General features: G+C 69.9%; 15 protein-coding genes. 8 read left to right on the forward strand and 7 right to left on the reverse strand.

The window, feature by feature from the left end; genetic code table 11:
* The first annotated feature begins 202 nt into the window (after positions 1–202).
* Entirely contained in the window at positions 203–1,222 is a 1,020-nt protein-coding gene (gene galE, locus R9X41_RS05400; protein ID WP_318633854.1) for a UDP-glucose 4-epimerase GalE, read from the forward strand.
* A 5-nt stretch (positions 1,223–1,227) separates the two neighbouring features.
* Positions 1,228–2,010 carry a YdcF family protein gene (locus R9X41_RS05405; RefSeq protein ID WP_318633855.1) on the forward strand — a complete coding sequence of 261 codons (783 nt, stop codon included), beginning with the start codon at positions 1,228–1,230 and terminating at the stop codon, positions 2,008–2,010.
* Here the strand turns inward: R9X41_RS05405 and R9X41_RS05410 are convergent.
* From R9X41_RS05410 to R9X41_RS05420, 3 genes are all read right to left on the reverse strand, one after another.
* Complete coding sequence (locus R9X41_RS05410; protein WP_318633856.1) at positions 2,007–2,849, reverse strand: glycerophosphodiester phosphodiesterase; 843 nt, start codon at positions 2,847–2,849, stop codon at positions 2,007–2,009. The genes R9X41_RS05405 and R9X41_RS05410 overlap by 4 nt on opposite strands.
* Before the next feature lie 102 nt (positions 2,850–2,951).
* Positions 2,952–3,197 (reverse strand): hypothetical protein, encoded by a 246-nt coding sequence (locus tag R9X41_RS05415; protein ID WP_318633857.1) that lies wholly within the window; start codon positions 3,195–3,197, stop codon positions 2,952–2,954.
* Positions 3,198–3,274: 77 nt separating this feature from the next.
* Positions 3,275–4,858 (reverse strand): alkaline phosphatase D family protein, encoded by a 1,584-nt coding sequence (locus R9X41_RS05420; protein ID WP_318633858.1) that lies wholly within the window; start codon positions 4,856–4,858, stop codon positions 3,275–3,277.
* A 380-nt stretch (positions 4,859–5,238) separates the two neighbouring features.
* On the opposite strand from R9X41_RS05420, the gene rfbB reads away from it, so the two are divergent.
* The 4 genes from rfbB to rfbC are packed head-to-tail and all read left to right on the forward strand — an operon-like array spanning position 5,239 to position 8,657.
* Positions 5,239–6,315 carry a dTDP-glucose 4,6-dehydratase gene (gene rfbB, locus R9X41_RS05425; protein WP_318633859.1) on the forward strand — a complete coding sequence of 359 codons (1,077 nt, stop codon included), beginning with the start codon at positions 5,239–5,241 and terminating at the stop codon, positions 6,313–6,315.
* Positions 6,312–7,199, forward strand: a complete 888-nt coding sequence (gene rfbD, locus R9X41_RS05430) for a dTDP-4-dehydrorhamnose reductase (protein ID WP_318633860.1) — start codon at positions 6,312–6,314, stop codon at positions 7,197–7,199. Before rfbB ends, rfbD begins: the two co-directional genes overlap by 4 nt.
* A 25-nt stretch (positions 7,200–7,224) precedes the next feature.
* A complete protein-coding gene (rfbA, locus tag R9X41_RS05435; protein ID WP_318633861.1) occupies positions 7,225–8,112 on the forward strand; it encodes a glucose-1-phosphate thymidylyltransferase RfbA in 888 nt (295 codons plus the stop codon).
* Entirely contained in the window at positions 8,109–8,657 is a 549-nt protein-coding gene (rfbC, locus tag R9X41_RS05440) for a dTDP-4-dehydrorhamnose 3,5-epimerase (protein WP_318633862.1), read from the forward strand. Before rfbA ends, rfbC begins: the two co-directional genes overlap by 4 nt.
* A 69-nt stretch (positions 8,658–8,726) precedes the next feature.
* On the opposite strand, the gene R9X41_RS05445 is transcribed toward rfbC, so the two are convergent.
* A complete protein-coding gene (locus R9X41_RS05445; protein ID WP_318633863.1) occupies positions 8,727–9,575 on the reverse strand; it encodes a fumarylacetoacetate hydrolase family protein in 849 nt (282 codons plus the stop codon).
* Positions 9,576–9,646: 71 nt separating this feature from the next.
* A complete protein-coding gene (fnr, locus tag R9X41_RS05450) occupies positions 9,647–10,393 on the reverse strand; it encodes a fumarate/nitrate reduction transcriptional regulator Fnr (protein ID WP_318633864.1) in 747 nt (248 codons plus the stop codon).
* Positions 10,394–10,546: 153 nt separating this feature from the next.
* Here fnr and hemN point away from each other — a divergent pair, with 153 nt between their 5' ends.
* A complete protein-coding gene (hemN, locus tag R9X41_RS05455) occupies positions 10,547–11,935 on the forward strand; it encodes an oxygen-independent coproporphyrinogen III oxidase (RefSeq protein WP_318635160.1) in 1,389 nt (462 codons plus the stop codon).
* Here the strand turns inward: hemN and R9X41_RS05460 are convergent.
* On the reverse strand, positions 11,930–13,567 hold the full coding sequence (locus tag R9X41_RS05460; RefSeq protein WP_318633865.1) for an amino acid ABC transporter ATP-binding/permease protein: 1,638 nt from the start codon (positions 13,565–13,567) through the stop codon (positions 11,930–11,932). The two genes, hemN and R9X41_RS05460, sit on opposite strands and share 6 nt — an antisense overlap.
* Positions 13,564–15,234 carry a thiol reductant ABC exporter subunit CydD gene (gene cydD / locus R9X41_RS05465; protein WP_318633866.1) on the reverse strand — a complete coding sequence of 557 codons (1,671 nt, stop codon included), beginning with the start codon at positions 15,232–15,234 and terminating at the stop codon, positions 13,564–13,566. The genes R9X41_RS05460 and cydD overlap by 4 nt, the downstream gene beginning before the upstream one ends.
* Before the next feature lie 138 nt (positions 15,235–15,372).
* Here cydD and R9X41_RS05470 point away from each other — a divergent pair, with 138 nt between their 5' ends.
* Positions 15,373–16,941 (forward strand): cytochrome ubiquinol oxidase subunit I, encoded by a 1,569-nt coding sequence (locus R9X41_RS05470; protein ID WP_318633867.1) that lies wholly within the window; start codon positions 15,373–15,375, stop codon positions 16,939–16,941.
* Positions 16,942–16,947: the final 6 nt, after the last annotated feature.

Below are 16,947 nucleotides of genomic sequence, written 5' to 3' on the forward strand. Positions count from 1 at the left end.
CGGCCACGGCCAAGGCCACGGCGCGAGAGGCGATGGCGGCGGCGGTTGCTGCACCCGAACCGGCGCCACCACCAGCATCGAAACCACAACCGGGCGGTTTTCGACGGCGCTACCTGGGTAGACGGACGGCCGATGGGGGTTCCCGAGCCCCGCCCGCCGGTAGACTTCTGCGTTGCCACCAACTCCCAGCACGAAAGTCCCCGTGAGCACATCCGTCCTTCTGACCGGCGGCGCCGGCTACATCGGCAGCCATACGCTGCTGGCCCTTCATGCCACCGGATTGAAGCCGGTGGTGCTGGACGATTTTTCCAACAGCCAGCCCGAAGTGCTGCGGCGGCTGGAAGAACTCACCGGCGCGCCGGTGGCGTTCGAGCAGGGCAGCGTGTTCGACAGCGATCTGGTCGCCCGCATGGTGGACCGGCACCAGATCGGTGCCGTCATACATTTCGCGGGTTTCAAGGCGGTGGGTGAGAGCGTGGCCGACCCGCTCAAGTACTACCGCAATAACGTGGGTGGGCTCACCAGCCTGCTGGCCACGCTGCAGGGCACGGCCTGCCGCAGCCTGGTGTTTTCGTCCAGCGCCACGGTGTATGGCGACCCGGCCTCGGTGCCGATCACCGAAGACTTTCCGCGCCAGCATACCAATCCCTATGGCCACACCAAGCTCGTCGGTGAAGACGTGCTGGCGGCCGTCGCGGCTTCGGACGCGTCTTGGCGTTTCGGCGTGCTGCGTTATTTCAACCCGGTGGGCGCGCACCCGAGCGGGCGCATCGGCGAAAGTCCGAACGGCATTCCCAACAACCTGATGCCTTTCGTGTCGCAGGTGGCGGTTGGCCGGCGGCCCTTTCTGCAGGTGTTCGGCGACGACTACCCCACGCCCGACGGCACCGGCGTGCGCGACTACATCCATGTGTGCGACCTGGCCGAGGGCCATGTGGCGGCGGTGCGCCATCTGCTGGCGGGCAACCCGGGCTTTACCGTCAACCTCGGCACCGGCAAGGGCAGCAGCGTGCTCGACATGGTGAAGAGCTTCGAGGCGGCCAGCGGCAAGCCGGTTCCTTACCGCATCGCGCCGCGCCGCCCGGGCGACGTGGCCGAGTGCTATGCCGACCCGGCCTCGGCCCTGGCCCTGCTCGGCTGGCAAGCCCGGCTGACGCTCGACGACATGTGCCGCGACAGCTGGCGTTGGCAAGAGGCCAACCCGCACGGCTACGGCGGCTGAGTCGCGTGTTCGTCGTCTCCAAGCTGCTGCAGGCTTTCACCCAGCCGCTGGCCTGGATCATTCTGGCGCTCGTCGTCGGCCTGTGGATGGGGCGACGCAACCCGGCGCGCGGTCGCAAAGTGCTTTGGGCCTGCTTGGCGCTGTTGCTGGTGTTGGGCTGGATGCCGATTCCCGATCTGCTGATCCGCCGGCTCGAAAACGCGCAGCCGGTGCCGGCTGTGCCGGGTGACGAGCGCTGGTCGCGTTTTGACGGTGTGGTGGTGCTCGGTGGCGCGCTCGAAAACGCCTATCTGCGCGAAGGCAACGGCCAGGTGGTGCTCAACTCGGCGGCAGAGCGCATGACCATGGCCGTGGCGCTGGCGCGCGCGCATCCGCATTTGAAGATTCTTTTCACTGGTGGCGATGGCACGCTGACCCGCCAGAAAGAGTCGGAGGCGGTGCAGGCGCGGCAGTTCTTCGCCGAGATGGGCGTCGCGCCGGAGCGGCTGGTGTTCGAATCGGCATCGCGTACCACCTACGAAAACGCGCTGTATTCCGCGCAATTGCCGGGCATCGACAAGGCGCAGCCCTGGCTGCTGCTCACCTCGGGCTGGCACATGCCGCGCTCGCTGGCGACCTTTCGGCAGGTGGGCTGGAACGTGGAGCCTTACACGGTCGACTACGTTACCGGCACGGCCACACCCTGGTACCAGTACGCCATGGCGGGGTCGCTGGGTCGCTGGCAGATCGCGATCCACGAAACCCTCGGGCTCTGGGCTTATCGGTGGAGCGGCCGGGCGAAGTCCTAGCGGGCGAGCCTTGACCGCAGGTACGCCGGGACGTCCGTGGTGATGCCGTCGAGCCCCAGGCCGAGCATGCGGTCGACATCGGCCGGGGCGTCCACCGTCCAGACGTAGGTCTTGAGCCGGTAGCGGGCGCAGAGGTCCACCAGCGCGCGGTTCATCAGCGAATGGTGGATGTCGAGGCCCTGGGCGTAGGTGGCCAGGTCGGCCAGTTGCGCCTCGTTCACTTCCTTGCCTGTGATCCAGGCAAGCTCTACCGACGGCAGCAGGGTGTGCATCTTGCGCAGATGCTCCGCGTTGAACGAAATGACGACCAGCTTCTGCGTCGGCACGCCGTCGCGCAGCCAGCCGCTGGCGACCAGGCGGGCGGCGACGCGGGCGGCCAGGTCGGCGTCGGCGGATTTCAGCTCCAGGAACAGGCCGGTGCCGGAGCGCGCCAGCAGGGCGAGCAGTTCGTCGAGCGTCGGCACCTTCTCGCCGGTGTAGCCGACCGAAAACCATCGGCCCGCGTCGAGCTCGCGAATCTCGGAGAGGGTGAAGGTGGATACGTCGTACGACGCCCGGCCGGGAAACACCTCGGCCGCATTGGTGGTGCGGCGCAGGTCGGCGTCATGCATCAGGATCACTTCGCCGTCGGCGGTCAGCGCCACATCGGTTTCGACATGGTCGGCTTGTGCGGCGATGGCCACCCGGTACGACGCCAGCGTGTTCTCGGGCGCATCGCCCGGCACGCCGCGATGGGCGATGACCAGTGGCGCCGGCGGGGCGGCAAGGGCGGGGCCGATGACGGCCCAGGTGCAGATCAACGCGGTGGCCGCAGCGGCGAGACGACGGAAAAGATGCATGGTCGGACAGGGCGGATGCGGGTGTCCGGTCATTGAAGCAGATTCGCCGGCCCGCGCGCCGCGAGCGCGACGGCCGCGCCGAGAAACCGGCGGCGCCCGCCTTCAGTGCATGCGGGTGACGGCAGCCCGGCCATGCATGTGCTTGGCGCTGGCCTGTCGCCGCATCACGCGCAGGCTGCGGGCGTGGATCGCGAAGACATGCTGGCGCAGGCTGCGCGGCCCGTTGGCGGCGCGGTGTTCTTCCATGTCCCGGTCGGCGCGGCTGGCGGCTCGGCACATGCCCATGAAGACGAAGCCCAGGGCCAGCCAGACGGCGACGGCGGCGAGGGCGATCGAAAGATTGTTCATGAGCGGTCTCCTTGCTTCTTATAGATCGCTCGGTTATACGCCCGGGTCGCCGTGCGGCGTCTCCGGGGTTTCCTCAGTCATTCCACGAGAATGCGCGGCCGCCCGTCCCGCACCTGGAAGACGGCGGCGGTCTGCACCGGCGAGTCGGCGTCGTCGGGCCGGTCGACGGTGCGCAGGCGTGTCTGCCACCCGTCCCGGCCCAGGTCGACCAGGCCGTAGCCGCGTTTTTCGCCATCGGCGAAGACGATGTGCGGGTTGCGACGCAGAAGCGATTCGCGCCGGGCCGCCGATGCGCCGGAGCGGGAACTGACCGAGGTGCCGCAGAACTCGGTGGCGACCGGGGCGGCGCCGGGGTCGCCGCCGCCTTGGCTTTCGCGGTGCAGATGGCTGACGTAGTTCTGGTGGATGTCGCCGCCGACGAAGACGGTGTTGCGCGGCGCATGGCCGACAACGGCGTCGAGCAGGCGGCGGCGGGCTGCCGGGTAGCCGTCCCAGGTGTCGGTGGCGACCGGCGCGTCGGGGCCGCCGTAGCGACGCGGTGCCACCAGGGTCTGCTGCGCGACGATGGTCCAGCGGGTGCGGCCGTGGCGGGCGTCGTCGGCCAGGCCTTCGGCGAGCCAGGCTTCCTGGGCGGCGCCGAGCAGGCTGCGGCCGGGGGCGTCGATGGCCGGGCAGGCGCTGGGCCGGACGGCGCCCGGACTTTTTTCTCCAGCATCGGCGCGGCAGGCCTGCGGGTCGCGGAACTGCCGGGTGTCGAGCAGATGAAAACGGGCCAGGCGGCCGAAGGCGTGGCGCTGGGTGACCCGCACCGCGTCGGGCGTGCCCAACCCGGCCAGGCCGCGCGCCAGGGCCGATGCCGGCAGCGGCATGTTTTCGTAGAAGGCCTGGTAGGCGGCGGCGCGGCGCGCGAGGAACCGGTCCGGCGCGGCCTGGCCGAGCATGCCGGCGTAGTCGTTCTCCACCTCGTGGTCGTCCCAGGTCACCAGCCAGGGGCAGGCGCGGTGGGCGGCGCGCAGGTCGGGGTCGCTCTTGTGCAGGGCGTAGCGGTCGCGGTAGTCGGCCAGGGTGGTGGCGTGGCGCAGCATGTGGCTGCGTGGCATGTCGGCGGGCGGGGTGTGCGGCGAGGCGTATTCGTAGATGTAGTCGCCGAGGAACACGATCAGGTCGGGCGATTGCCGGGCGGCGTCGCGCCAGGCGGCGTAGAAGCCGTGTTCCCAGCGCTGGCAGGAGGCGAAGACGAAGCGCAGCCGGTCGGGCAGGGTGTCGGCGGCCGGGGCGGTGCGGGTGCGGCCGGTGTCGCTCGCCGCATCGCCCAGCAGGAAGCGGTAGTGGTACCAGCGGCCGGGGGCGAGGCCGTCGACTTCGACATGCACCGCGTGGCCCAGCGTGGGCGAGGCGATGCTCCGGCCGCTGGCGGCGATGCGCCGGAACCCCTCGTCGTGGGCGATTTCCCAACGTAATTCGACCGGTGCCAGCGGCGAGGGCAGGGCGGCAGGCGCGATGCGGGTCCACAGCACCAGGCCGGTTTCGTGCGATGCGCCGCTGGCCACGCCCAGGGCGAAGGGGTCGGCCAGGGCGCCACGCCCGGCCCAGGCATGGCGGGCGCCGAGGGCACCGGTGGCGGCGGCCGAAGCGAATCGAAGCAGGTCACGTCTTTCCATCGCGGCAGATTGTCGTCAGCGCAGGCGATCGAGGACTACCGTCCGTCGGCCTGATCCGCACGGCATGTTGCGGGCATCCGACTGACAGGACAAGGCTGCGCAACGCTGCTTTAATGAGGGCGTTCCCATAGCCCACGACTCAGACACTGCCTATGTCCAAGACGTTTCGCCATGAGCCCGAGCCCCGTGTGAAGCCCCGAGCCATCAAGCGGCTCCGACAACGCGAAGCCATGTTGCCGGCCCGGGCGCTGGACTATCCCCAGCGTGAGCAGACGCCGATGTGGAAACCGATGGGCTGACCCGCCCATCCACGCCGGGGCCGCCCGGCGGCCCAGAGCCGCTGTGAAACAATATCCGGCGTTCACATTCAAGGCTCAAACATGATTCTGGTCACCGGCGGAGCGGGTTTCATAGGCTCCAATTTCGTCCTGGACTGGCTGGCGGCAGGCGACGAAGGCGTGGTCAACGTCGACAAGCTGACCTACGCCGGCAACCTGCAAAACCTCCAGGCCGTCGCCTCGCATCCGGGCCACGTCTTCGTGCAGGCCGATATCTGCGACGCCGGTGTGCTGGCCCGCCTGCTGGCCGAGCACCAGCCCCGCGCGGTGGTCAATTTCGCGGCCGAATCGCATGTCGACCGCTCCATCGTCGGCCCGGCAGCGTTCATCGAGACCAACGTGGTCGGCACCTTTCGCCTGCTCGAAGCCACCCGCGCCTACTGGTCCGAACTGCCCGAGGCCGAACGCGCCGCCTTCCGCTTTCTGCACGTGTCCACCGACGAGGTCTACGGCACGCTGTCCAAGGACGACCCGGCCTTCGCCGAGACCAAGGCCTACGAGCCCAACAGCCCGTATTCGGCCAGCAAGGCCGCCAGCGATCACCTGGTGCGCGCCTGGCACCACACCTACGGCCTGCCGGTGCTCACCACCAATTGCTCCAACAACTATGGGCCCTTCCATTTCCCGGAGAAGCTGATCCCGCTGATGATCGTCAACGCCCTGGCCGGCAAGCCGCTGCCGGTGTATGGCGACGGCATGCAGGTGCGCGACTGGCTCTATGTCAAGGACCACTGCGCCGCCATCCGCCGCGTGCTCGAGGCCGGAACCCTGGGCGAGACCTACAACGTGGGCGGCTGGAACGAGATGCCCAACATCGAGATCGTGAAGCGTGTCTGCGCCTTGCTCGACGAACTGCGCCCGCGCGCCGACGGCGCCTCCTACATCGGCCAGCTCACCTACGTGAAGGACCGCCCGGGCCACGACCGCCGCTACGCCATCGACGCCCGCAAGATCGAGCGCGAACTCGGCTGGAAGCCGGCCGAAACTTTCGACACCGGCATCCGCAAGACGGTCGAGTGGTATCTCGCCAACGGGGAATGGCTGCACAACGTGCAGAGCGGCGGCTACCGCGACTGGGTCGCCGCGCAGTACGACAACGCCAAAGAAGCCACCGCATGAAGATCCTGCTGTTGGGCAAGGGCGGCCAGGTCGGCTGGGAACTGCAGCGCGCGCTGGCCCCGCTGGGCGAGCTGGTGGCGCTGGACCACGACAGCACCGACTGGTTCGCCGATTTCAGCCAGCCCGAGCGGCTGGCCGACACCGTGGCGGCGATCCGCCCCGACGTCGTCGTGAACGCCGCTGCGCACACCGCGGTCGACAAGGCCGAGTCGGAAGTGGACCTGGCCCGCCGCATCAATGCCGAAGCGCCCGCGGTGCTGGCCAAGGCCGCTGCCGACCTCGGCGCGCTGCTGGTGCATTACTCGACCGACTACGTCTTCGACGGCAGCGGCGCGGCCGCTCGTGACGAGTCGGCGCCGACCGCGCCACTCAGCGTCTACGGCCGCACCAAACTCGAAGGCGAAGAGGCCATCGCTCGCGCCGGGGGTGCTTACCTGATCTTGCGCACCAGCTGGGTGTATGCGGCGCGTGGCGGCAACTTCGCCAAGACCATGCTGCGCCTGGGCAAGGAGCGCGACCGGCTCACCGTGATCGACGACCAGGTCGGCGCGCCGACCGGTGCCGAGCTGCTGGCCGACGCCACGGCGCATGCGATTCGCGCCACGCTGCAGGATCGCTCCAAATCGGGCCTCTACCACTTGGTGGCGGGCGGCGAAACCAGCTGGAACGGCTATGCCCGTTTCGTGCTGGAGCAGGCTCGCGCCCTGGGCGTGGAGATCAAGGCCGTCGCGGTCGACGCGGTGCCCACCACCGCCTTTGCGACCCCGGCGCAACGGCCGCTCAATTCGCGGCTCGACACGACCAAGTTCCAGCAGGCGTTCGGCCTGGTGCTGCCGCACTGGCAGGCCGGCGTGGAGCGCATGCTGCGCGAGACCCTTTCCTGAAGACCGGCCAGAAGAAAAAGCTCCCATGACATCCCGCAAAGGCATCATCCTGGCCGGTGGCTCCGGCACCCGGCTGCATCCGGCGACCCTGGCGATCAGCAAGCAGCTGCTGCCGGTCTACGACAAGCCCATGATCTATTACCCGCTCAGCACGCTGCTGCTGGCGGGCATCCGCGAGATCCTGATCATCAGCACCCCGCAGGACACCCCGCGCTTCCAGCAACTGCTGGGCGACGGTTCGCAGTGGGGCGTGAGCCTGCAGTACGCGGTGCAGCCCAGCCCGGACGGCCTGGCGCAGGCTTTCATCATCGGTGAGCAGTTTCTCGATGGCGCCCCGAGCGCGCTGGTGCTGGGCGACAACATCTTCTACGGCCACGACCTGCAGCAGATGCTCGGCGCGGCCGATGCCAAGACCGGCTGCGCCACCGTCTTCGCCTACCACGTGCAGGACCCGGAGCGTTATGGCGTGGTGGCTTTCGCCGATGACGGCCGGGCCATCAGCATCGAAGAAAAGCCGGCCGAGCCCAAGAGCAACTACGCGGTGACCGGCCTCTATTTCTACGACGAGGACGTGGTGCGCATCGCCAAGGACGTCAAGCCCAGCGCGCGCGGCGAACTCGAGATCACGGCTGTCAACCAGGCCTACCTGGACGCCGGCAAGCTGCAGGTGCAGATCATGCAGCGCGGCTACGCCTGGCTCGACACCGGCACCCATGAAAGCCTGCTCGAGGCCGGTCAGTTCATCGCCACGCTGGAACACCGCCAGGGACTGAAGATCGCCTGCATCGAAGAGATCGTCTGGCGCCAGGGCTTCATCGATTCGGCCCAGCTCGAAAAGCTCGCCCAGCCGCTCAAGAAGAGCGGCTACGGCAAGTACCTGCAACACGTGCTCAATGAAAAGGTGCGCGCATGAAAGCCACGCCCACCGCGATTCCCGAAGTCCTCGTCATCGAGCCCAAGGTGTTCGGCGACAGCCGGGGCTTCTTCTTCGAGAGCTTCAACCAGCAGGCCTTCGACCAGGCCGTCGGCCACCACGTGGACTTCGTGCAGGACAACCATTCGCGCTCGGCCAAGGGCGTGCTGCGGGGCCTGCATTACCAGATCGTGCAACCGCAGGGCAAGCTGGTGCGGGTGGTGCGTGGCGCCGTTTTCGACGTGGCGGTGGACATTCGCCGTTCGTCGCCAACGTTCGGCCAGTGGGTCGGCGTGGAACTGACCGAAGACAACCACAAGCAGCTGTGGGTGCCGGCGGGTTTCGCGCATGGCTTCGTGGTCACCAGCGAGTCGGCCGACTTTCTCTATAAGACCACCGAGTTCTACGCACCGGCGCACGAGCGCGCCATTCTGTGGAACGATCCCGACCTGGGCATCACCTGGCCGGACATCGGCATGGCGCCGATGCTGTCGGGCAAGGACGCGGCGGCCAGCCCGTTCAAGAAGGCCGAGACCTTCGCGTGATTCGTCACCACCTTGAATGAAAAACGGCGCCCGCGAGGCGCCGTTTTTCCGTGATGGGTGCGATGGGTGTCAGCGCGCTGCCACCACCGTCTGCCGCTGCGCACCCAGACCTTCGATGCCGAGCTCCATCACGTCGCCGGCCTTCAGGAATCGCGGCGGCTTGAAACCCAGGCCCACGCCCGGCGGCGTGCCGGTGATGATCAGGTCGCCCGGCTCCAGCGTCATGACCTCGCTGCAATGGCTCACGAGTTCGGCGCAGTTGAAGATCATGGTGGCGGTGTTGCCCGACTGCATGCGTTCGCCGTTGAGCGACAGCCACAGGTCGAGCTTCTGCGGATCGGGCACTTCGTCGCGGGTGACCAGCCAGGGCCCGACCGGTCCGAACGAGTCGAAGCCCTTGCCCTTGCCCCACTGGCCGCCGCCGCGCTCGATCTGCCAGGCGCGTTCGGAAATATCGTTGGCCAGGCAGTAGCCGGCGACGTATTCCAGGGCCTCGGCCACCGGCACCTTGCGCGCGGTGCGGCCGATGACGATGCCCAGCTCCACTTCCCAGTCGAGCTGGGTGGAGCCCGCGGGCAGCACCACGTCGTCGTCGGGGCCGCTCAGGCAGCTCAGCCACTTGGGAAACAGGATCGGCTCTTTCGGGATCGGCATGCCGGCCTCGGCCGCATGGTCACGGTAGTTCAGGCCCACGGCCACGAACTTGCCCATGCCGCTCCAGGGCGTGCCCAGGCGCGGTTGGCCCGGCACCAGCGGCAGCCTGGTCGGGTCGATGGCGGCGAGCACCTGCAGCGCCTGCGGCGACAGGCTGGCGGGGGTGAAATCGGGCAGCAGGCCGGAGAGATCACGGATGCCGCCGTCGGCGTCGAGCAGTCCCGGTTTTTCGTGGCCCAGGGGGCCGAAGCGCAGAAGTTTCATGGCGATGAGTTCACGGGTGGACCAAGCGCGCCATCATCCCAGAGCGGCTCGCTTGGCGCAGGCGGCGCCGTTCAACGGCCGGTGTCGATGATGGCGTGCAGGGCTTCGGGCTGCAGCACCCGCACCTGGCGCTGGCGCACTTCCAGCACGCCGTCGTCTTGCAGCTTGGAGAAGGTGCGGCTCACGGTTTCGAGCTTCAGGCCGAGGTAGCTGCCGATCTCCTCGCGGGTCATGCGCAGCACCAGCTCCGACGACGAGAAGCCGCGCGATTGCAGCCGCCGGGTGAGATTGAGCAGAAAGGCGGCCAGGCGTTCCTCGGCGCGCATGCTGCCCAGCAGCAGCATCACGCCGTGGTCGCGCACGATCTCGCGGCTCATGATCTTGTGGAACTGGCGCTGCAGCGGTGTGAACTCGCGCGACAGCGATTCGAGCTGCGAGAACGGCAGCACGCAGACCTGGGAGTCTTCCAGCGCCACCGCGTCGCAGGTGTGGCGGTCGGTGCCGATGCCGTCGAAGCCAAGCAGCTCGCCGGCCATCAGGAAGCCGGTGACCTGGTCGCGTCCGTCGGGCGCGGCCACGCAGGTCTTGAAGAAGCCGGTGCGCACCGCGTAAAGGCTGGAGAACGCGTCGCCGGTGCGAAACAGGGTTTCGCCGCGCTTGACCGGACGCCGGCCGGCGACCAGCGTATCGAGCCGCTGCATCTCGTCTTCGGCCAGCACCACCGGCAGGCAGAGCTCGCGCAGGTTGCAGTTGGAGCAGGCCACTTTCAGGGCCTGGCCGGTGGGTGTCGCGGGAGCTGTGAGGGGAGGAGTTTGCATGGCGGCCACGGTCTTGCGCCAGTATGCCCCGGGGCGTCTTCGCCGGGCTTGATCTGGATCAAGGCGCGGCGGCAGGGGCGCCGGCACAGTGGCGCGATGTCCGCCGATCCGACCTCCGCCGTGGCCCCGCGCCGGCCTGCACTGCCCACCGCCATGACGCCCGCCATGACACCCGACCTGCTGGCGCGCATGGGCGCGCCCGGCCCGCGCTATACCTCCTACCCGACGGCCGACCGCTTCGTCGAAGCCTTCGGCCCCGAGGACTACCGCCGCGCCCTGGCCGCACGCGCTGCCGGGCCCGGCGGCGCGGCAGCCCAGCCGCTGGCCGTCTACCTGCACATTCCGTTCTGCGAATCGGTCTGCTACTACTGCGCCTGCCACAAGATCGTCACCCGCCAGCACGACCGGGCGGCCGAATACCTGCTGGCGCTCGACCGCGAGATCGCCCTGCACGTCGACGCACTCGGCGCACGCGCGCGGGTGTCGCAAGTGCATTTCGGCGGTGGCTCGCCCACTTTCCTGTCGGACCTGCAGCTCGCCCGCGTCGTCGCCACCCTGCGCCACGCCTTCGCGCTGGAGCCCGGCGCCGAGATGGCGATCGAGGTCGACCCGCGCACGGTCGACCCCGCCCGGCTGGAGCGCCTGGCCGCGCTGGGTTTCAACCGCATCTCCTTCGGCGTGCAGGATTTCGACGCGGCGGTGCAGCGGGCGGTACACCGCGAGCAGGGCTTCGAGCCCGTGGACCTGCTGGTGCGCGGCGCGCGCGCGCTGGGTTTTCGCTCGGTGAGCGTCGACCTGATCCTGGGCCTGCCGCGCCAGACGCCCGCCACCTTCGCCCGCACCATCGCGCAAGTGGTCGCGCTGCGGCCGGACCGCATCGCGCTGTATGCCTACGCCCATCTGCCGGGCCGCTTCAAGCCGCAGCGCCGCATCGACGTGGCCGAACTGCCCGCGGCCGCGACCAAGGCGGCGATGCTCGGCGATGCGATATCGGCCCTGGCCGGCGCCGGCTACGAACACATCGGCATGGACCACTTCGCGCTGCCCCACGACGCCCTGGCCATAGCCCGTCGCCAGGGCCGGCTGCACCGCAATTTCCAGGGCTATTGCGACCAGCCCGATGGCGACCTGATCGGACTGGGCGTGTCGGCCATCGGCCGCGTCGGCGGCTGCTACAGCCAGAACGCCAAGGGCCTGGACGAGTACTACGACGCCTTGCACCAGGGCGTGTTCCCGGTGGCGCGCGGCCTGGCGCCGACACGCGACGACCTGATACGCCGGGGCATCGTCATGGCGCTGATGTGCCAGGGCGAACTCGACTTCCAGGCGCTGTCCGACGCCTACCTCGTCGACATCCGCCGCGCCTTCGCCGCCGAGCTCCAGGCGCTGGCGCCCATGGCAGGCGAAGGCCTGGTCGAGCTGGCGCCCGACGGCCTGCGGGTGACCGTACTCGGCTGGTTCTTCGTGCGCTCCATCGCCATGGTGTTCGATCGTTATCTGCAGGCCGACTCGGCCCGGGCGATGTATTCGCGGGTGCTATGAGACCGAGGCGCCGATCGCGGCCGGCGCGGTCGCATCGGCGGCAGACAGCACCAGGTCGCACAGCAGCACCACGCCCGGCCGGTGGCTCACGGCCAGCAGGCCCTGGCCCCGGCGATCCAGGCGCTCGGCCAGGCGCGTGGTGACCCGCGCCTCGCAGGTCGCGTCCAGGCCCTCGGTCGGTTCGTCGAGCAGCAGCCAGGGCGCGTCGCGCAGATAGGCGCGGGCCAGCGCCAGCCGCCGACGCTCGCCGCCGGACAGCAGCGCGCCGTCTTCGCCGATCCAGGTGTCCAGCCCCTGGGGCAGGGCGCGCACCCGGTCGTCGAGCGCGGCGTCCTGGAGGGCGTCCCACATCGAGGCTTCGGTGACGGTGTCGGCGGCCAACGCGAGATTGTCGCGCACCGTGCCGGCGAGCAGGGCGGCGTCCTGCGGCAGCCAGGCGAAATGGCGGCGCCGATCGACAGGGGTCAGCCGGGTCGCGTCGATGCCGCCGATGCGGATGGCGCCCGGCGCGGCGGGGCGCAGCGCCATGAGTGTTTCCAGGAGCGTGGTCTTGCCGCAGCCCGACGGGCCGACGATGGCGATGCGGCTGCCGGGCGCCAGCGGGACGTTCGGTGCGAGCGGCAATTCCAATGTCGAGCCGGCATTGCTTTTGAGGGGCTCCGGGGCAGCGGCGACATCGAGCCAGCCGTCGAGCCGCTGCGCACTCTGGTCGGCATCGGCGGCCTGCAGCCGCGCGCGCAGCAGTGGCGACAGGCCCTCGATCGCCATCGCCGCCGACAGCCCGGCCAGCGCGACCAGCGGCGCGCCCTGTCCGCTTGACAGCGCCATGGCCGCCACGGTGGCGATGCCGGTGCCGGCCGACAGCATCAGGTCGAGCAGACCGGCATGACCGGTCTGGGCCTGCTGCGCCCGCCGCAGCCGATCCGTCGGCCCGGCGGCGCGCGCGCTCGCCCAGGCTTGCAGGCCGTAGCAGCGCAACTCGGGCGCCGACGCGGCCAGCAGCGCCAGCTCGTCCTTCAACTGCGCGGTCGCCTGGCGAATCGCCTGCGCCGTGCCGATGCGGCGCGCCTCCAGCCGACGCGACAGAGCCAGCACGCCGACGGCGACCACCGCGACCACGGCCGCCGACGCGAGGCCGGCGATGCCGGCCAGCGCCACGCCGCTGGCCAGTGCCGCGCCCGCCGCCCACGGTGCCTGCCGGCGCATCAGCCGGTCTTCCACCGCGGACACGTCCTGCATCAGCACTGTCACGGCCTCGCCGCTGCCCAGGGCCAGCGATCGCTCGGCCGGTGCGCGGCAGACCGCGTCGAACAAGGCCTGCCGCAGCGCCGCCATGGACCGCAAGGCCGCGCCATGGCCCAGCAAGCGTTCGCCATAGCGCGTGCCGGTGCGCACGATGGCCAGCAGCCTGACGGCGGCGCTTGGCAGCAGGTAATTGAAGGTTTGTGCGGCTGCGACTCCGGCCACGCCAGCACCGGCGGCAGCCGCCAGGAACCAGCCCGACACGCCGAGCAGCGCGACCGCCGACGCACCGGCCAGCGCGGCACAGACGGCGGCGCGCCGAAAAGCGACGCCCTGCAGCCGGTGTTGCTCGCCCAGCAGGGCCGACAGGTGGGAATGGGCTGGTTTCATGTGCGGTCTCCGAGACGGATCACGATGTCGGCGATGGCGGCGAGCCGTTCGCTGTGGGTGGCGATGAGGGTGGTGCGGCCGGCGCGGGCGGTGGCGATGGTGTGGATCAGCGCGGCTTCGGCCTCGGCGTCGAGGTGGGCGGTCGGCTCGTCGAGCAGCCACACCGACGAGGGCTTGAGCAGCGCCCGCGCCAGCGCGATGCGCCGCCGCTCACCGCCGGAGAGCCCGCCGCCGCGCGCGTCGATCGGCGTCTGCAGGCCCAGCGCCCGCCGGCCCAGCAGGGCGCCCAGCCCGGCGCGCTGCACCGCGTCGGCCATGGCGGATGCGCCCGCCTGCGGCCAGGCCAGCGCCAGGTTATCGGCCAGCGTGCCCGGCACGATCAGCGGCGACTGTCCGACCCATGCCGCCTGCGAGGCGATGCCCATGCCGCCCGCCAGCACCTGCCCGCCGACGACGACCCGCCCGCCCGACAGCGGCGCCGCGCCGAGCAGCAGTCGCAGCACGCTCGTCTTGCCGCTGCCAGAGGGGCCGACGATGGCCAGCGTCTTGCCGGCCGGCAGCACGAAGCTCAGGCTGGTCACCGCCGCGGTCGACTGGCCGTCATAGTGAATGGCGACCTGCTCGAAGCGCACCGATGGCGCATGGGCGAACGGCTGTACCTCGACCGTCTCGCGCGGCGGCGCGGCCAGCGCCGACAGCCGCCCTGCTGCGGTCGCAGCCGCCTGCCGGTCGTGATAGGCCGCGGCCAGCCGACGCAGCGGCGCGTGGAATTCCGGCGCCAGCGCCAGCACGAAGAAGGCGCGGCCCAGCGAGAGTTTTTCCGGCACCGCGAAGGGCAACAGCTTGAGCAGGTTGAAGCCCGCATACACGGCGACCAGCGCCACGCACAGCGCGCCGAAGAATTCCAGCACCGCCGACGACACGAAGGCCAGCCGCAGCACCCGTAGCGTGCGCCCGGCCACCTGTCGCGCTGCCTGGTGCAGCTGAGCGCCTTCGCGACTGGTGGCATCGAAGGCCAGCACCACGGGCAGGGCACGCAGCCGGTCGGCGAACAGGCCCGACAGCCGCGACAGGGCCGAGAACTGCCGCTGCGATTCCGCGCCCGACGCGGCACCGGCCAGGGCCATCAGCACGATGAAGGGCACGAGCGTGGCCAGCAGGATGCCGGCGGTGACCGGGCTGGCGAGCGCGATGGCGGCAAGCACGATCAGCGGCGCGATGCTCGCCGCGCGCCGCGCCGGCAGAAAACGCGCGAGCCAGGCGTCCATCGCATCGACCTCGTCGACCGCCGATTGCATCAAGCCACCGCCTGTGCCGGACTGGACCGGGCGGGCGAGCGCGCCAGCGACCACGCGGGCGCGCAGGCTGGTGCGCACGCGGCCCGACACCGCCGCGCCGCCACGAGCCGCCAGCCAGGTGCAGGCGCCGCGCAACCCGGCGCAGGCGGCCGCCAGCGCCAGCCATCCGGCCGCGTGGCGGTTGTCGGCAAACGCCGCCACGGCGCCCGCCAGCCCGCCGGCGAATCCGATGGCGCAGAGCGTGTCGGCCAGCAGCAGTGCAGTGGGGCGGCGCAGGCCGGCGGCGGCCTCGGTCTGCAGCGTGTCGAGCAGCGTCGGCGGCAGTGGCGGCAGTGGCGCGCCCGCGCTTGGGTCCAGGGTGTGGTTCACGCGCCGACTATTCGCCGGTGCGCTTCGGCCGACCTTGATCCAGATCAAGCCGCCACGCCGGAGCGCCGCCGAAGATCGAACGCGACTGAACGTACGCCCGGCAAGGGCCGGCGGCGCACCGCAACAAGGAAGGTCCAGATGGAACCCGAAATCGTCGATCTCTCGCGGCTGCAATTCGCACTCACCGCGCTCTACCACTTCCTCTTCGTGCCACTCACGCTAGGGCTGTCCTTCATGCTGGTGATCATGGAGGCGGTCTATGTCATGACCGACCGCCCCATCTGGCGCGACACCACCCGCTTCTGGGGCAAGCTCTTCGGCATCAACTTCGCCATCGGCGTGGCGACCGGACTGACCATGGAGTTCCAGTTCGGCACCAACTGGTCGTATTTCTCGCACTACGTGGGCGACATCTTCGGCGCGCCGCTGGCCATCGAGGGGCTGATGGCCTTCTTCCTGGAAGCCACCATGGTGGGTGTGATGTTCTTCGGCTGGAGCCGGCTGTCGAAGGTGGCGCACCTGACGGTGACCTTTCTGGTGGCGCTGGGCACCAACCTGTCGGCGTTGTGGATCCTGGTGGCCAACGGCTGGATGCAGAACCCGGTGGGCGCGCACTTCAACCCCGACACCATGCGCATGGAAGTCACCGACTTCGCCGCCGTGCTGCTCAACCCCATCGCCCAGGCCAAGTTCGTGCACACGGTGAGCGCGGGTTATGTCATTGCGGCGGTGTTCGTGCTGGGCATCTCCAGCTTCTACCTGCTGCGTGGGCGCTTCACCGCCATGGCCGCACGCTCCATGACGGTGGCTGCCGCGTTCGGGCTGGCCGCGTCGCTGTCGGTAGTGGTGTTGGGCGACGAGAGCGGCTATGCGCTCACCGACAACCAAAAGATGAAGCTGGCCGCGATCGAGGCGGCCTGGCACACCGAGCCGGCGCCGGCCGGCATCACCCTCTTCGGCCTGCCCGACCTCGAAACACGCAGCACCCGCTACGCGGTCGAGCTGCCCTGGCTGCTCGGCCTGATCGCCACCCGCAGCCTCGACGGCCAGGTGGCCGGCATGTCGGAGCTGGTGCGCAGGGCCGAGGAGCGCATCGCCTCGGGCGTGGTCGCCTACGACGCGGTGGAGCGGCTGAAAGTGCAGCCGCAGGACACCCAGGCCCGCGCCAGCTTCGAACAGCACAAGCACGACCTGGGCTATGCCCTGCTGCTCAAGCGCACGCTCGACGACCCGCGCCGCGCGACACCGCAGCAGATCGCCACCGCCGCCTGGGACACCGTGCCCGATGTGCCGCTGATGTTCTGGAGCTTCCGGCTGATGGCCTTCATCGGCTTCGCGATGATCGTGCTCTTCGCCACCGCCTTCGTTCTGTGCTCGCTGCGGCGACACACCGACGCGCGCTGGTTCTGGAAGATCGCCGTCTTCGCGCTGCCACTGCCCTGGATCGCCGCCGAACTCGGCTGGGTGGTCGCCGAGATGGGCCGCCAGCCCTGGGCGATCGACGGCGTGCTGCCGACCTTCCTCGCGCCCTCGTCGCTGAGCCGCGCGCAGCTTTGGACCACGCTGTTCGGCTTCACCGCGCTCTACGGCGGGCTGGCCGTCATCGAGGTGCGGCTGATGCTTGCCGCGATCCGCGGCGGCCCCTCGGCGTACGAGCCGCAGGCGCCGCTGCCCGGGCGCATGCCCGCCACCCCCCTGACCGCCTGAACACCC

It is taken from the genome of Xylophilus sp. GOD-11R (genome assembly GCF_033546935.1).
Lineage (GTDB): Bacteria > Pseudomonadota > Gammaproteobacteria > Burkholderiales > Burkholderiaceae_C > Xylophilus.

Coding starts and splice junctions, on each gene's coding strand:
- R9X41_RS05460 (WP_318633865.1), bottom strand. CDS start 13,567: ATGAAACCAGCCCATTCCCACCTGTCGGCCCTGCTGGGCGAGCAACAC.
- rfbB (WP_318633859.1), top strand. CDS start 5,239: ATGATTCTGGTCACCGGCGGAGCGGGTTTCATAGGCTCCAATTTCGTC.
- hemN (WP_318635160.1), top strand. CDS start 10,547: ATGACGCCCGCCATGACACCCGACCTGCTGGCGCGCATGGGCGCGCCC.
- rfbD (WP_318633860.1), top strand. CDS start 6,312: ATGAAGATCCTGCTGTTGGGCAAGGGCGGCCAGGTCGGCTGGGAACTG.
- R9X41_RS05470 (WP_318633867.1), top strand. CDS start 15,373: ATGGAACCCGAAATCGTCGATCTCTCGCGGCTGCAATTCGCACTCACC.
- R9X41_RS05410 (WP_318633856.1), bottom strand. CDS start 2,849: ATGCATCTTTTCCGTCGTCTCGCCGCTGCGGCCACCGCGTTGATCTGC.
- fnr (WP_318633864.1), bottom strand. CDS start 10,393: ATGCAAACTCCTCCCCTCACAGCTCCCGCGACACCCACCGGCCAGGCC.
- rfbC (WP_318633862.1), top strand. CDS start 8,109: ATGAAAGCCACGCCCACCGCGATTCCCGAAGTCCTCGTCATCGAGCCC.
- R9X41_RS05415 (WP_318633857.1), bottom strand. CDS start 3,197: ATGAACAATCTTTCGATCGCCCTCGCCGCCGTCGCCGTCTGGCTGGCC.
- R9X41_RS05420 (WP_318633858.1), bottom strand. CDS start 4,858: ATGGAAAGACGTGACCTGCTTCGATTCGCTTCGGCCGCCGCCACCGGT.
- rfbA (WP_318633861.1), top strand. CDS start 7,225: ATGACATCCCGCAAAGGCATCATCCTGGCCGGTGGCTCCGGCACCCGG.
- R9X41_RS05445 (WP_318633863.1), bottom strand. CDS start 9,575: ATGAAACTTCTGCGCTTCGGCCCCCTGGGCCACGAAAAACCGGGACTG.